Annotated in this window: 13 protein-coding genes; 10 read left to right on the top strand and 3 right to left on the bottom strand. The window is 44.7% G+C overall.

Going from position 1 to position 14,263, the window contains the following annotated elements; translation table 11 throughout:
• Positions 1–358 precede the first annotated feature (358 nt).
• The 4 genes from AB4111_RS18425 (at position 359) to msrA (ending at position 4,409) form a co-directional block, all read left to right on the top strand.
• Positions 359–1,822 carry an RtcB family protein gene (locus AB4111_RS18425; protein ID WP_442032687.1) on the top strand — a complete coding sequence of 488 codons (1,464 nt, stop codon included), beginning with the start codon at positions 359–361 and terminating at the stop codon, positions 1,820–1,822.
• Positions 1,822–3,126, top strand: coding sequence for an AAA family ATPase (locus tag AB4111_RS18420; RefSeq protein ID WP_442032686.1), 1,305 nt, complete (start codon positions 1,822–1,824; stop codon positions 3,124–3,126). Before AB4111_RS18425 ends, AB4111_RS18420 begins: the two co-directional genes overlap by 1 nt.
• A gap of 310 nt (positions 3,127–3,436) precedes the next feature.
• Complete coding sequence (locus AB4111_RS18415) at positions 3,437–3,694, top strand: GlsB/YeaQ/YmgE family stress response membrane protein (protein ID WP_062835823.1); 258 nt, start codon at positions 3,437–3,439, stop codon at positions 3,692–3,694.
• A 199-nt stretch (positions 3,695–3,893) separates the two neighbouring features.
• A complete protein-coding gene (gene msrA, locus AB4111_RS18410; RefSeq protein ID WP_442032685.1) occupies positions 3,894–4,409 on the top strand; it encodes a peptide-methionine (S)-S-oxide reductase MsrA in 516 nt (171 codons plus the stop codon).
• Positions 4,410–4,534: 125 nt separating this feature from the next.
• On the opposite strand, the gene AB4111_RS18405 is transcribed toward msrA, so the two are convergent.
• Positions 4,535–5,806 (bottom strand): hypothetical protein, encoded by a 1,272-nt coding sequence (locus tag AB4111_RS18405; protein WP_442032684.1) that lies wholly within the window; start codon positions 5,804–5,806, stop codon positions 4,535–4,537.
• A 262-nt stretch (positions 5,807–6,068) separates the two neighbouring features.
• On the opposite strand from AB4111_RS18405, the gene AB4111_RS18400 reads away from it, so the two are divergent.
• Positions 6,069–6,665, top strand: a complete 597-nt coding sequence (locus AB4111_RS18400; protein ID WP_440390332.1) for a restriction endonuclease — start codon at positions 6,069–6,071, stop codon at positions 6,663–6,665.
• Between the two features lie 210 nt (positions 6,666–6,875).
• Here AB4111_RS18400 and AB4111_RS18395 read toward each other — a convergent pair whose 3' ends face one another.
• Complete coding sequence (locus AB4111_RS18395; protein WP_442032683.1) at positions 6,876–7,343, bottom strand: MerR family transcriptional regulator; 468 nt, start codon at positions 7,341–7,343, stop codon at positions 6,876–6,878.
• Positions 7,344–7,569: 226 nt separating this feature from the next.
• Between AB4111_RS18395 and AB4111_RS18390 the strand changes: the two genes are divergently transcribed.
• The 3 genes from AB4111_RS18390 (at position 7,570) to AB4111_RS18380 (ending at position 10,559) form a co-directional block, all read left to right on the top strand.
• Complete coding sequence (locus AB4111_RS18390) at positions 7,570–8,685, top strand: NADH-dependent flavin oxidoreductase (protein ID WP_442032682.1); 1,116 nt, start codon at positions 7,570–7,572, stop codon at positions 8,683–8,685.
• Positions 8,686–8,967: 282 nt separating this feature from the next.
• On the top strand, positions 8,968–9,195 hold the full coding sequence (locus AB4111_RS18385) for a hypothetical protein (RefSeq protein WP_442032681.1): 228 nt from the start codon (positions 8,968–8,970) through the stop codon (positions 9,193–9,195).
• Between the two features lie 116 nt (positions 9,196–9,311).
• Positions 9,312–10,559, top strand: a complete 1,248-nt coding sequence (locus tag AB4111_RS18380) for a DNA glycosylase AlkZ-like family protein (protein WP_442032680.1) — start codon at positions 9,312–9,314, stop codon at positions 10,557–10,559.
• Between the two features lie 160 nt (positions 10,560–10,719).
• Here AB4111_RS18380 and fabV read toward each other — a convergent pair whose 3' ends face one another.
• Positions 10,720–11,913, bottom strand: coding sequence for an enoyl-ACP reductase FabV (gene fabV / locus AB4111_RS18375; RefSeq protein WP_442032679.1), 1,194 nt, complete (start codon positions 11,911–11,913; stop codon positions 10,720–10,722).
• 203 nt (positions 11,914–12,116) lie between these two features.
• Here fabV and AB4111_RS18370 point away from each other — a divergent pair, with 203 nt between their 5' ends.
• Together AB4111_RS18370 and AB4111_RS18365 are read left to right on the top strand one after the other, a co-directional pair.
• Entirely contained in the window at positions 12,117–13,397 is a 1,281-nt protein-coding gene (locus AB4111_RS18370) for an XRE family transcriptional regulator (RefSeq protein ID WP_442032678.1), read from the top strand.
• A gap of 209 nt (positions 13,398–13,606) precedes the next feature.
• Positions 13,607–14,011 (top strand): VOC family protein, encoded by a 405-nt coding sequence (locus AB4111_RS18365; RefSeq protein ID WP_442032677.1) that lies wholly within the window; start codon positions 13,607–13,609, stop codon positions 14,009–14,011.
• Positions 14,012–14,263: the final 252 nt, after the last annotated feature.

Below are 14,263 nucleotides of genomic sequence, written 5' to 3'. Positions count from 1 at the left end.
ATTATAAGACTTAACATTAACGAAGGGAGGCCGAGAGACATGATGTTTGCTTATGATCTGAATCAAACAGCGCGCAAGGTAGATACAACTGCATATCAGGCTCATCGTCTCATTGGCCTCATACGGTCGACATAGGGGATAGGCATATCGTTTAGCGGGTTTTATAATCGATATGCGTTCTTCGCTTATATTATAGCGATGGATGACAGACACACAGCATGTTTACGCTGTTCTGTTCTCCGTTATTGTCATTCAGTAGAAGTCATGGGCGACTAGCCTATGGCTTTTTTTAGTTTTATTTTATAGATGAATCAGCAAACCGAATTTGCTGAACGTACAGGAAGGATAATACACTTTTATGAATCCAGACTTTAATTTATTTACTAATCAAAATGAAATCGCAGGTGGCTACCGCCATGAAGTGAAATTGCCTGCAGGCGACCTAACCGTATATGCAGCGCAACAACTCTTTTCCTCGCTCGATTACAAGGTATTCGAGATGGCGAACAATAATCTGCAGATTCCGGGAATCTCTTATATGAGTTACACGCCAGACGTACACGTCGGTGTAGGTACATGTATTGGAACGACAGCCGTGTGGGATGCACAGAGCGGATACGTTTCTCCCTCCATCGTTGGCAGTGACATTGGCTGTGGCATGCGAGTGCATATGACGAACTTGCACAAGGACGAATTGAAAGACATCAAGCTTCGCCGTAAACTCGTCAAAGCCATTGAGAAAGTATTGCCAATGGAGGCGAACCAGCGAGGTCATTACTCGGATATCAGACTGGAGCATATTGTTCGTAAAGGGCTGCATGGTTTACCCAAAAAGTATATCCCTGACAGCTATACACCGAAAAAATCAACCTCGATGACCCATGTGGAAAGCAGCAAATTCAGTTACGATGAGGATGTGTTAAATCACGTTCCTGATATGACGTGGCATCGTTCGCATCGTCAGCTCGGTACACTGGGCGGAGGGAACCATTTTGCCGAGATCCAGGCGATTGAGATCGCTGAAGAGAATCGTGAAATCGCCGAAGCTTGGGGATTGTACGATGGACAGATCGTGGTCATGATTCATTCCGGCTCGCGTGCATGGGGCGGATATGTAAGTCAGACAAGTTCTTCAGCGATTACCAAAGTCATGCAGCGCCTTAACCTGGGCACATCCGATCCGAGACTGGTATTTGCACCGCTGGAGCATGCGGAAGGTCGTCATTATGTGAACATGATGTATTCTGCATTGAATTATGCAGTTGTCAATCGGCACCTGATTGCGTATGCTATTCGCGAAGCATTCCGGGATGTGTTTGGCTCCAAATGTGAATTCCGCACGTTATACGACCTGATGCACAACTATGCCTGGGAAGAATCCCATGCAGACCAAGATTCCGTTTTTGTACATCGAAAAGGGGCGACACGTGCGTTGCCGGCAGGTCACCCGGACAATCCCAAGCCTTATCTGGCAACTGGACATCCGGCGCTTATTCCCGGTTCGATGGGAACTGCTTCATATATCATGGTGGGTCAGCCACAGGGTGCGGATAATTATTATTCAATATGTCACGGTGCGGGTCGCATACGTTCCCGGACAGCAACGAAACGACTGGTTTCTGTAGAGGATTTTGCTACGGCCCTTGGCGTCGGCACAGAAGATGAAATTGTGGTAAACCAGCGCTCACTTGAATCCATTATTGATGAATCACCACAGGCTTATAAAAATGTAGACGAAATCATAGACAGTATAACCGGCGCAGGCCTGGCTCAAGTTGTAGCCAAATGCAAACCGCTTGCTGCGGTAAAGGGAGCGAAATAATGACAATACACGAACAACAAGTAGATCCTACCCGGGCAATCTATAGCTACGACGAACAACATGATACCCGTATTCGAGTAGAAGGGTACGCCATCTATTCAAGGCTGATTCGTGGAATCAGTGAGGCACTCAATCAGCGCTATGGAGTTGAATACAAACTGTATGCCAGTTCTGACCCGAACAATGAATATTGGGAGTTACTCCGGGAAGACTTGCAAAATGGCAGTGCCGAAGTGGAATTGGTAGCCCGCATATTCGAGGATCTGGAGCTTCAGACGTTGCATTACGATGATGATGGTGATGTGCCTACTTATGGTGTGCATTACTCCATTCGCAACAACGTATTTGCCTATCCGAAATGGGGCGTTGCACTTGTGCGGGTTCCATTTTTCAGAGAGAACGGCATCTATAGCGAAGACTTCGTATTTGCTGTCGGGGATGAGGAGATGAAGCAATTTCTGGGAAGTGTCCGGGAACGGGAACGTCAGCAAAATATGAAAAAAGTGACGGTATATACCGATGCCCGCAATGGCAGCGATCGTCATGTTGAATCCATTACTCGCTCCGTAGGAAGAGAGGATGTTGTTCTCTCGGCACAGATCAAGCAGGATATTTTCCGCTCGTTGGATCAGTTCTTCGAAGCGGATCGTTCCTTTTACAGAGATTATGATATCCCGTACAAACGGGGCATTCTATTGTATGGACACCCCGGAAACGGTAAGACCACATTGGTGAAATCCATTGCAGGAAGTATTCCGGGACCGGCTGCCTATTGGCAGATAACGGAGTATACCAACAGTGAATCAGTGCGTGAAGTGTTCGAAGCTGCCAAGCGGCTCGCACCGATGGTACTGATCATTGAGGATATCGATTCGATGCCGGATGAAGTCCGTTCCTTTTTCCTGAATACACTGGATGGAGCTACGTCCAAAGAAGGCATTTTCCTGATCGGTACAACGAATTATCCTGAGAAAATAGATCCTGGCCTTATGAACCGTGCTGGACGGTTTGACCGGGCTTACGAAATTCCGCTGCCAGATGAAGCGCTGCGCCTGCAATATTTACGCCAACGAGGCTTCACAGTATTCGCGGGTGAAGAGGGCACGGTAGAAGCAGCTCGTCTGACCGACACGTTTTCTCTTGCGCAGCTAGGTGAGTTGTATGTGAGCGCTGCGCTGGAATGGCATCAGAATGGACAGACAGACATTGTAAAAGTCATTCAGTCGATGCGTGGCGAGCTGGACAAGAGTCACAAACATACGTGGCTGGCGCAGCCAGGTAAGGGCCGTGCAGGCTTTTATTGATCAGATCTAACCCATCCATCCTATAATATGACGCAAACTTATAAATAATCCTACCTCAATTGGTGATACTAACCTTGTCTGCTCTAACATACAATGACTTTCGGGAGGTACATAACGCAGCCCTGAGCTGGTGAGATGCCGGAAAGTAACGCGATCTGTTTCCATACCTGGCTATGGCTTGTTTTGCAGAGAATGATGCATCGGGACAAAAGGTAATATGCAAAAATTTTTATGCCAATTGTTTAAATGCTTCTGTAGCGGTTAATAGTAGACAGACAACAACAAAAACTTTTAATTAGAGGTGAATGATATGGGTTGGTTATGGTCATTAATTATCGGTGGTATCATTGGTTGGTTGGCAGGTTTGATCGTTGGTCGTGACATTCCAGGTGGTGTTATCGGTAACATCATTGCGGGTTTCATCGGTGGATGGTTAGGTGGAGTAATCTTGGGCGATATGGGTCCTGAGATGGGCGGATTCCACATTGTGCCTGCATTGATTGGTGCGATCGTTCTTGTAGCCATCGTAAGCTTGATCTTCCGTTCGATGGGACGTAGTCGCGGGTAACTCATTCAAGATCAGTTCTTGAATAAAGTTGTCAGCTAAATTGCTTTACCAAATGAATAAAATGAATTACCAATGAAGAGGTTGATTGAGAGCCATAACGATGGCTTTCAATCAACCTCTTGTTGTTTTAAAATATAAGAAGGTATGCGTAATAGCTATCTATATTCATATGTAGTTTAGATAAGAAGGGATGAACGGAATGGAAAAAGCTACATTCGCCGGCGGATGTTTCTGGTGTATGGTTACACCGTTTGAAGAACAACCGGGCATTCATGGCATTATATCGGGTTATACTGGCGGTCACGTCGAGAATCCAACATATGAGCAGGTCAAAACCGGGGAGACCGGTCATGTCGAAGTGGTTGAAATTACATTTGATCCGGATGTATTTCCTTATGAACAACTGCTAGAGCTATACTGGCCTCAGATTGACCCAACGGATGACGGAGGGCAGTTCCAGGATCGGGGGACACAGTATCGTACGGCGATCTTTGTGCATAATGAACGTCAACGTGAGCTTGCTGAACAGTCAAAGCAGGGACTGGCAGCCAGCGGACGATTCAGTCAACCGATTGTTACGGAAATTCGTGATGCAGCTGTGTTCTATCCGGCTGAAGACTATCACCAGGATTACCACAAGAAAAACGAGAAACACTATAAGGAAGACCGTGCGTCATCCGGACGGGACGAATTTATAGACGAGAATTGGAAATAGGATAATTCTATCCTACCAATGCAATAAGCCGGGCGAGCTCCTTATGGAACTCGCCCGGCTTATTATTAAATCGAGATTTTAGTTTGGTTATTAACCTACGATAAAGAGCCGGAAAGTCTCTTTTATTATTTTGCAGGATGGGACTTCAGTACATATTTGGACAATGTCTCATCGTTCATGGAATAGATGACATCATCCACATAGGTAGACACACCTTCTAATGAAGGAACTGAGGCACTGGTCGTGTAGATATGCACGTCTTCCAGTGTCTGCGGATCAAGAATGTATCCTGTTTTGGCAAAATCAAGTTGGTACTGACCATCCTGTGTCTGGTCGACATGCATCAATGCAGGCTGTGCGTCCTTGAATGTACGCTCGGTCACTTTGCCTTTCATCGTGTACAATTCCAGCTTCTGCCCTGTAAAGACGGCATAACCGTTGCCAGCTGTCTGAATGTAGGCATCCCCAGCAATGGCACGTCCCCAAGCAAGCTTGCCATCGATGCCAAAGCCAATCAAACGGTTACCCGTGTTCTCAAAATTGGCACGCATAATAATGGAACCATCGTCCAGAATAGCCAGTGATTCACCGCCGCCATCTCCCAGTGTATTGGCATTGGCAGGGAATTGGTAGAAGGACAGACGATTCAACGTACGATCATAGATCTCCACTTTGGGATTCGCAGCTTGCTGCCAGAAGTTGCCTACCTTGGTTTGTTTACTGGCATCCACTACAATTCGACCATGGTCAGCCTTAAGCACGTTACCGTTAATGGTCTTTTCTGTAATCAGCTTGCCCTTTTTGTCATATAACGAGATGGCTGAGCGAACGGAACCATTCGATTGCACGCCCTGACTTGAAGCAACCATCAGCGTATCGTTATCCAATAGGGATATGTTTGCAGGTGAATTCACCGATTTGATCCAGTTGGTCTTACCAGATGTATTGAATGAGTACAATTTTTTGGTTTTGTCCGAATATTCCATATACACATAAGCTGTACCGTTGCTGGCATATACCGAATCGGAGTAGGTGGTATAAGGACCACTTTTCTCATGAAATATCGTATTCCACTTCAATTGTCCAGTTGTAGCATCAAATGCTTGGAGAGAGTCCAGTTGCCAGTCCAATGTTGTTTTGCTGCTTGTTTTCGTTACGGGCTGGGAGGCATGTACATATACAAGATTTTTGGATGGCACGGCATGGATTCCCTTGATCAGGACATCTTTTTCCGTATTGGCCTCAGATAACATCAGAGAAGATGACGTCCACGCCGGTTTGGGCATGGATTCGGTTGAGGCAGCGGCGTAACCTGTTGTATTCATGGTGAAGAGGAGCATGCCGCTAAAAATGAGGGCAGCCCATGTTTTGGACTTGTGTTTGGTCAATGTATGCAAGTGATAAACCACCTTTCTTCTTCGATTCAAAAGAGAACCGATTGTTGAATTTTACCATTGAAGTGAAGTGCAATTCAACCGAACACACTGTAACCTTTTATCATGGATTTGTCGAAATAACCATGTTTGGAGAAGTGTGAGGGTTACAGGGAATTCATCTTCTTTCGATGAAGGTGGAAGTCTGATATATTTAGTGCGGTGATAAGCCATATCTGCGTAAGATGTTGGATAGAACATAGGGAAAAGAACAAGGAGAAGAGCTATGAACTGGAGTGAAAATGTGACCCTATGGGTCATAGGAATTATTGTTATATTACTACTGCTGGCCTGGATTATTCGGCGCGTTATCGGGCGCGGGCAGCGGATACGAAGTGAAGCCAATCCCAGGAAGATTACGATAAAGGACATCGACAAGATGGAGGATGGTTCGGAATTTGAATTATATCTCTATCATCTATTCGAAGAACTCGGGTACGATGAGGTTCATAAGACGACGAGCAGCCGGGATTTCGGTGCGGATCTTGTATTTGTTGATAGACTCGGCAGACGAAGTGTTGTACAAGCGAAGCGATACGGTGCGAACCATCCGGTAGGATTGAGTGCAGTGCAGGAGATATATACATCCATGCGTTATTATGAAGCTGACCGATCAATTGTATTAACGTCCGCCCGTTACACCGAAGCTTGCCGGACGCTTGCAGCAGTCAATGGAGTGAAGCTGCTGGACCGGGAAGACCTGATGGAATTAATCCTTTTATTCAAGGCGAGAAGAGTAGAAGAAGCATTGGAACTGATCGAAGAAGATGATCATGAACCAATCGAAACGTGGCAGTCTCGGCGAAAGCGTCAATCCCGCTAGATAGCATGGTATTACTGTGCTTTAACGTAGATTTTTTTTAATATAATCGAAAGTAGTAATGTAGTCTGGATTAACGTTTTAAACCGTGGAGGCTCCCTCAAAAAAACTGATGACTGCAAAAGATGCAGATTTTAAAACAATTATAACCAATCGCTAGGTAAATATAGGCGACTGGTTATTTTTCTGGAAGATATTTCGAGCTCCGTTTGTTCATCTGTTGGTTTTAGCATTCTGAATATTTGATTCAACCCCCCTGGTATCGACAATGTTCACCGCAAGACCATGACATTTAAAATTGTGGTTAGGATTTTTCCTAACCTCATCTTTTTGAAGTTCATACATAGCTAATTTATAATTTATTTCTTCCATATGTTTCAAACTTTCTTCGATTTTCTTTTGTAATTCAATTTTATGTTTCTTTAACATTTCCTCTCTTTCTGAATAGGTGGAGTTCCCCATCTCATAAGATTCCTTGTAGTCTTTAATTTTAGAAAGTGGCATTCCTGTTTCTTTGAGACAAAGAATAAAAGAAATCCAATCGATTTGTTGTTCGGTATAAATTCTATTCCCTTTTTCGTCGCGCGAAATATTTGGTAATATCCCTTGCTCTTCATAAAATCGAAGTGTCTTTGCAGTTATATTATAATTCTCCACCACATATTTCATTGAAAAAAACATTTGATCGCCTCCATAGTTACAGTTACTGTAACTGTTATTTTATCACAATAGAAAATTATTAAAAGTAAATCGTCTTAAATTACGTGTCAAATTCCTGCTTTACTTCCCCTTAGGTTAACCTGATATTCTTGAGTAGAACTTGTTGTTGGGATGAATGAGCGTAGGGTTACCTTCATCTGTTTCATAAATAAGCACTTAGAAATCAAAATATAAAGGAGAACGTACAATGAGTAAATTTAATAACTTGTTTGAACCCTTTACATTCAATAAAGGGATTACCTTAAAGAACCGAGTGGTTATGTCTCCGATGACGACATGGTCAAGTAATGATGATTACACGATTTCCGATGAGGAAGTTGCATATTATAAAAAAAGAGTGAATGGTGTAGGTTTAGTTATCACGGGCTGTACTCATGTCCTATCCAATGGGATTGGATTTACACATGAATTCGCCGCATATAATGATTCATTTATTCCTAGTCTAAAAAAATTGGCAGATGCTGCTAAGAGTGGAGGAGCTCCAGCAATTCTTCAATTGTTCCATGCTGGAGATAAAGCGATTGCTGAATTAGTTCCTAATGGTGACGTGGTAAGTCCGAGCGGTGTTGCTCTGACTGAAGCAGTATCCCCTAGAGAACTCACACATGAAGAAATTCTGGAAATTATACATGCGTTCGGTGAAACTACAAGACGTGCAATTGAAGCTGGTTTTGATGGTGTTGAACTTCATGGAGCCCACGGTTTTTTACTTCAAAGCTTTTTATCTCCATTCTTCAACAAACGTCAAGACCAATGGGGGGGATCACTGGAAAAACGTCTGAGTTTTCCACTAGCTGTTATTCGAGAGGTGAAAAAAGCTATTGAGAGATATTCGACAAAACCGTTTATTTTAGGTTACCGAATTTCCCCAGAAGAACATCAACAAGATGCCCTTAGAATGAAAGATACGTACGCGCTGATCGATAAACTGATTGAAGAAAATGTTGATTATGTTCATGGTTCCTTGGTTCAAGCCCTTACATCAAAACCGAAATATAACCAAGATAACAAAAAAACGTATCTTGAGCTGATTGTTGAACATGCCAATAATCGGATTTTTGTAATTGCAGCGGGTTCCTTGGAAAGCCCAGAGGATGTCTCTGAAAGCTTGGAGAAAGGACTTTCGTTAGCGGTAATTGGACGTGTATTAATCTCCGATCCAGAGTGGATTGAAAAAGTTCAACAAGGAAGGGAGGCGGAAATCCAAAACGTGATTAAATCATCTAACGTTAGAGATCTTGTGTTGCCAGCGAAACTATGGGGTGTCATACAAAATGCAGGTCCATGGTTTAAAGTTGAATAATAAAGAAATTGAATGATCAAAAAGGGACGTTAATATTAGCGTCCTTTTTGATTTTAAGAACTTTTGTACTAATTTATATATTGCATCAGGTTTACTCAGTCTTCTTTAAGAAAATGGACAATTTGCGTCGGAGTTTCTCTTTGCCATGGTTTAAATAATTATAATTTGATGACACAGTCTAATTATCCGCTTTATGTCTCTTTTATTGAAGCTTCACCTTCACTTGCGTAGCTGCACATGATATATTGAGTGTATATCAACCAAAGGAGTGTGTAATCCATTATGGCACGTACACAAACACAAAAAGCATTACGCAAAGCAGAGCGATCAGGTCAATGGTGCTCGGAACAGAGCCGAAGAGTTAACGGAGATTATGGTGCGTTATCACAACATGTACGGCTCATGCCTACGAAGCAGGAAAAATTGCAAAAGGTCAAACACAAGAAGCAGATCATCCAGGATGGTGGTGCTTCTTTTTATTTTGTCTATGAGAAACGGATTGCTGGTTAAGTAAGACGAATAGAATCCTTTCTTTGGTTGTAAAGTAATCATCTGGACTGTTAGAATCAATCTTATAAGTTGGACTATAATTCTTGTATATTTAATGAAGGGAAGAACCCATACATATGACAACAGCGCTGCACATGAATAAAAAAATCGTTCGGCGTTTTTTGCTGCAAACACAAGCTTTACTGGGACGTTGGCCCGCAGTTTCCTTACCTTCGGGCCCCGATCAAGTTTTGAGTTTGATTCGCTCCCTTGGTTGCGTGCAGATCGATCCTGTGGCTGCTGTAACCGGAAACCAGCATTTGGTGCTGGGTGCTCGTGACCCGGGTTATACTGCTGACAGCTTAAATTCGCTACTGAGTGATCACAAGGTGTTTGAATATTTTGCAAATGCTGCTTGTGTCATTCCGATCGAGGATTATGCTCTCTTTGAACCTGTTCGTGCCCGGTTAAGGGAGCGTCTGGCTCCGTCCTTGCAAGGTCTGGAGAAAACAGTACAGCATGTGTTACAGCGTTTGAAGGAGGAAGGCCCGTTACCTTCAAGAGCCTTCCGTGCTGTAGAACGGGTAAGTGGTTATTGGGACAGTGCAGATGTGCCGAAGACGAAGGATACCACACTTGCACTGAATCTACTGTTAGACTCTGCTGTGATTCGTGTGGTGGCGAGGCAGGGGAACGAACGTTATTTTCATATTACCGAATCCGTATTGCAGCAACAGGGACTTCCATTGGAAGAAGATATGGATATGTTGGTCCAGAGGCAGGCTCTGCTGGATAAATACATTCATGCGTATCGTATCGTAGATGCCCGTGATCCCCGTCTGGGTTGGCTGAAATCTACAGCGGCTGAACGACGCGCCGATATTGCTGCCCGTGTGTCAGATGGGAGAATGATCCCGCTTAAGGTGGAGGACGTGGCGACGCCTTATTATATTCGAGCTGAAGATGAGGATTTGCTATTGCACATGGAGAGGGAAGAGCCACACTATGATCCATCAGGCCCGGTACGTTTCCTGCCGCCACTGGACAACCTGTTATGGAGAAGAGAACGGATTGTCGATTTATTCGATTTTCATTATAAATGGGAGATATATACGCCAGAGGTGAAAAGAACCTACGGTTATTATGCCATGCCGATTCTTCACGGTGATCGGTTGATCGGACGTATGGACCCGCGACTTGATCGTAAAACTGGAGTACTTACCGTTCGTTTGTTATCAATGGAAGAGACTGCTCCACCTGTGGAGGAATGGATTACGGATTTTCGGGATGGGCTTCAATTCTTTGCGTCCATGCATGGAGCGCGTTCTATCACTATTGAGAAGACGGTACCAAAAGAGCTGAAAAAACAGCTTAAATCGATTTGATTAGGGGATAGACATGAAATCATGAAGAGGTAAAAGAAGTAATAAGAAGCAAAAAAAGAGGAGCCAATGGCTCCTCCCTCATTGATAGTACAATCAGATCTTTAGCATGACATCAGAAGTGCTAACGAAAACCTAAGTTTACATCCACGCCAAAACTTCTTCAGTTCACCAGATGGGGCACTTCAACGTTTGGATCAACGTCTGCTTCATAATCCACACCATCGGTTTCAAAACCAAACAGTTGGAAGAATTCGCGACGATAACCATCCAGATCGGACAGATCGTAGATGTTCTCTGTGGTCAATTCATTCCAGAGCTTCGCCACTTCTTCCTGAACATCAGCTCTCATCTCCCAATCGTCAATGCGAATGCGTCCTTCGGCATCGGTTGGAACTTCTCCTCCCGCATACAGGCGTTCAGCGAACAGACGCTGCAATTGCTCGATGCATCCCTCATGCAAGCTTTTTTCTTTCATGACTTTGTACAATGCTGAGATGTACAGTGGCACCACTGGAATCGCGGAGCTGGATTGAGTCACCAGCGCTTTGGCTACAGTTACGTAAGCACGTCCGCCTTTGGCACTTAGACGATCATTCAGCTTGAGTGCAGTCGCTTCCAGATGATTCTTGGCCTGACCGATGGAACCATCACGATAGATGGCATGGGTAAGTTCAGGACCGATGTAGGAGAAAGCAATCGTTGTTGCATCATCCGCAAGTACGCCGCCTTGTTGCAAGGCATCCATCCACAGTTCCCAATCGTCTCCACCCATAACCGTTACCGTCTGACGAATTTCCTCTTCGGTTGCCGGCTCCAGCGTAACGGAACTGATTTCACCTGTGTGGAAGTTTACTGTTTTATTCGTGTAGGATTGTCCGATAGGCTTCAGCACAGAGTTGAATACTTCACCCGTGTTTGGATCGGTACGGCGTGCCGAGGCTACGCTGTATACGACCAGATCCACTTGACCAAGTTCACTGCGAATCAGTTCAACGGCTTTGTCTCGTGTTTCGTTTGCGAATGCATCACCTGTGATGCTGTACGATTTGAGGCCTGCTTCTTCAGCGGCTTTTTCGAATGCAGCAGAGTTGTACCAGCCTGCTGAAGCTGTACGTTTTTCTGTAGAACTGCTCGGACGGTAAATTCCGATCGTATTCGCTCCTGCTCCAAAAGCAGAGACAACGCGTGACGCCAATCCGTATCCGGTGGAAGCACCGATCACGAGCACATTACGCGGTCCTTTCAGTTCCGGCTGTGATTTTACATAATCAATCTGTTCCTGCACTTGCGCAGCGCAACCTACAGGGTGGGAAGTGGTACAAATAAAACCACGTGTTCTTGGTTTAATAATCATTTATTTGCATCCTTTCATATTCAGCTCATGTTTCAGCATTTCGATAAAATGCTCGTATACATACCTCCTTATTGTAAAACAATTACCTCGGAAACGGAAACCGTTTCGTTTGATTTCGCCGGAAGGGTGGCGTTATCTCTCTAATTTTGCGATGATGTGAATAGAATGTACTCGCTTGTTAGGATAGAAAGGATAGGGATACCATGCTGAAGGAACGCATTGAACTGCTAAGCAAAAGAAAACAGATCTCCCGTAAAGACCTTGTGGATGGTCTGGTCACGCAGGCCCATTTTGCAAATATCCTGGCGGATCGTTATCCGCTCCCTGAGGACTTGGCAGAAGCTATCGCCGGGCGTCTTGGGGTATCCCCTTCCTATATTATGAAGGCTGCGGCTCAGGACGAGGAAACACTCGAACGGGCAGAGGCCATCTTCGAACAAATGTCTGTTCCAGCGTCGGCGATATCCGAAGATACGGTGCATGCACTGGCAGATCGGGATGACACGCTGACTGTAGAGCTGACAACGGCTTTGATGAAGGCAGTCTATTATCAGCAGTTAAACGATGCAACGGCACATGAATATATACATACGTCCTACCTTAATTTTTACCTGGAGAAGTATGGTCGCCCAGACGATATTGATCTGCCGCGCCCGTTAGTCAAGGCACTTTTATTCTATAAAATACAATATTATCGCTCCAAAATGGCCTTTGTAGATGTACTAACTCACGCAACAAGGCTCAGTGAGCTGGCGCTTCCTGGCAGTGAATTCTGGCTGTCTGTGCAAAATATCAAGATGGAAGCCTACATCCAGGTTAAACAGTATGAAGAGGCGAAACAGGTATTTGAGCTTACGATGCGGCATGTATATGATCAACGGATGTTTCATCGGTTGTCCGGGTTATATGTGGCATATAGTGGCTATTGCTTCGCAATGGGGCTGGTTCAGGAGGCACTCTCGGCATTAACCATGGCAGAGGCAAACCTCGTGTATGCCGGCAACCAGGGAGATCTGGTGACGGCGATTGCCAACAATCGGATTGTCATGTTAACGATGACAGGTGAACTGGAACAGGCACAGGCTGAGATTGAACGATTTGAGTCGCTATTGCAGCAGGAAACCGAAGAAACACAGCTCGCGATGCGGCCGCTCGTCAATGTATATCAATGCGAAGTGGCTCTGGCGCGGAAGAACTGGGGCGTGCTCGCGCAAAGTGTAGATCAACTCTTGAAATGTGCATCAACACAGGATCAGCAGATGAGCGCAACCTTCTACCAGAGCCATCTGGCTCTTGCGCATGGAGATCGCGAAGTTTTCATGGAGCGGGCGCTTGCCTGTCTGCCTTATTTTGAATCCGCACAGCATGTCATGCGACTTGAACCGTTATATGAGGGGATGGCTGTAGTATCCGAGGATCAGCGGAAATACAAGGAAGCCGCCATGTATTATCGGAAGCTGGTGTATCTGTTACGCAAAAAATAGAATGAATCAAAAGTAATTTTAGTATGAAATGGTATTAACCAGGAGGAGTACAAATGTTGAATAACGCTACTGACATACTGTTGTCAGTAGCGTTATTTTATCATCACTTAAGTAAACATATTTGAAGTAAATATAAAGGGATAGAAGGCCGATTCAGGCCCCACACAATGATCGGGTACTTTTATTCTATAACAGGAAGGGTGTATTTTATGTATTTTGCTTCTGTACGCATTATTACCGACGACGTGAATCGTCTTGTTGAGTTTTATGAGAAAGTCATGGGTGTTTCGGCGGTACGTCCCGCGCCTGTCTTTGCCGAACTCGTCATGCCATCGTGCACCCTGGCAATTGGCCACTCCCAGACGGTGCCCCTGTTTGGCGTTGATTCTGCCGTGGCAGCCAACAATCACACGGTCATCCTCGAGTTCCGTGTCCACGATGTTGAAGCCGAATATGAGCGCTTGAAGCCGTTTGTGGACGAGTGGGTAAAGGAACCGACCACGATGCCGTGGGGGAATCGCGCTGTGCTGTTCCGTGATCCTGATGGAAATCTCGTTAATCTATTCCAGCCAGTGACCGAGGAAGCGATCAAACGTTTCAGCGGTAGGGGCTGATTCCGGGGAACAGCTCGCTCAGTGTAAAAGGTTGAAAAAGTGTGTATTCGTAATACTTATGCTTATGGGCTAAAATTCTACTGTTTTTGGCATGATGTTGTGCGTTGCTAACGCACTTGGTACAAAAAATGGCTCGCAATCGTGAAATGAAGATCAGATTAGCGGATCTTTTTTTGTGAAATTGGCTTCGATCCTTACTTAAGAAACGATTATCCGGTCATTCAATTACCGGATTTTTCGTTTTTTTTGTAT

The sequence above is a fragment of the Paenibacillus sp. 2KB_22 genome, assembly GCF_052115745.1.
GTDB lineage: Bacteria > Bacillota > Bacilli > Paenibacillales > Paenibacillaceae > Paenibacillus.
This window is presented reverse-complemented; position numbering and strand designations above follow the sequence as displayed.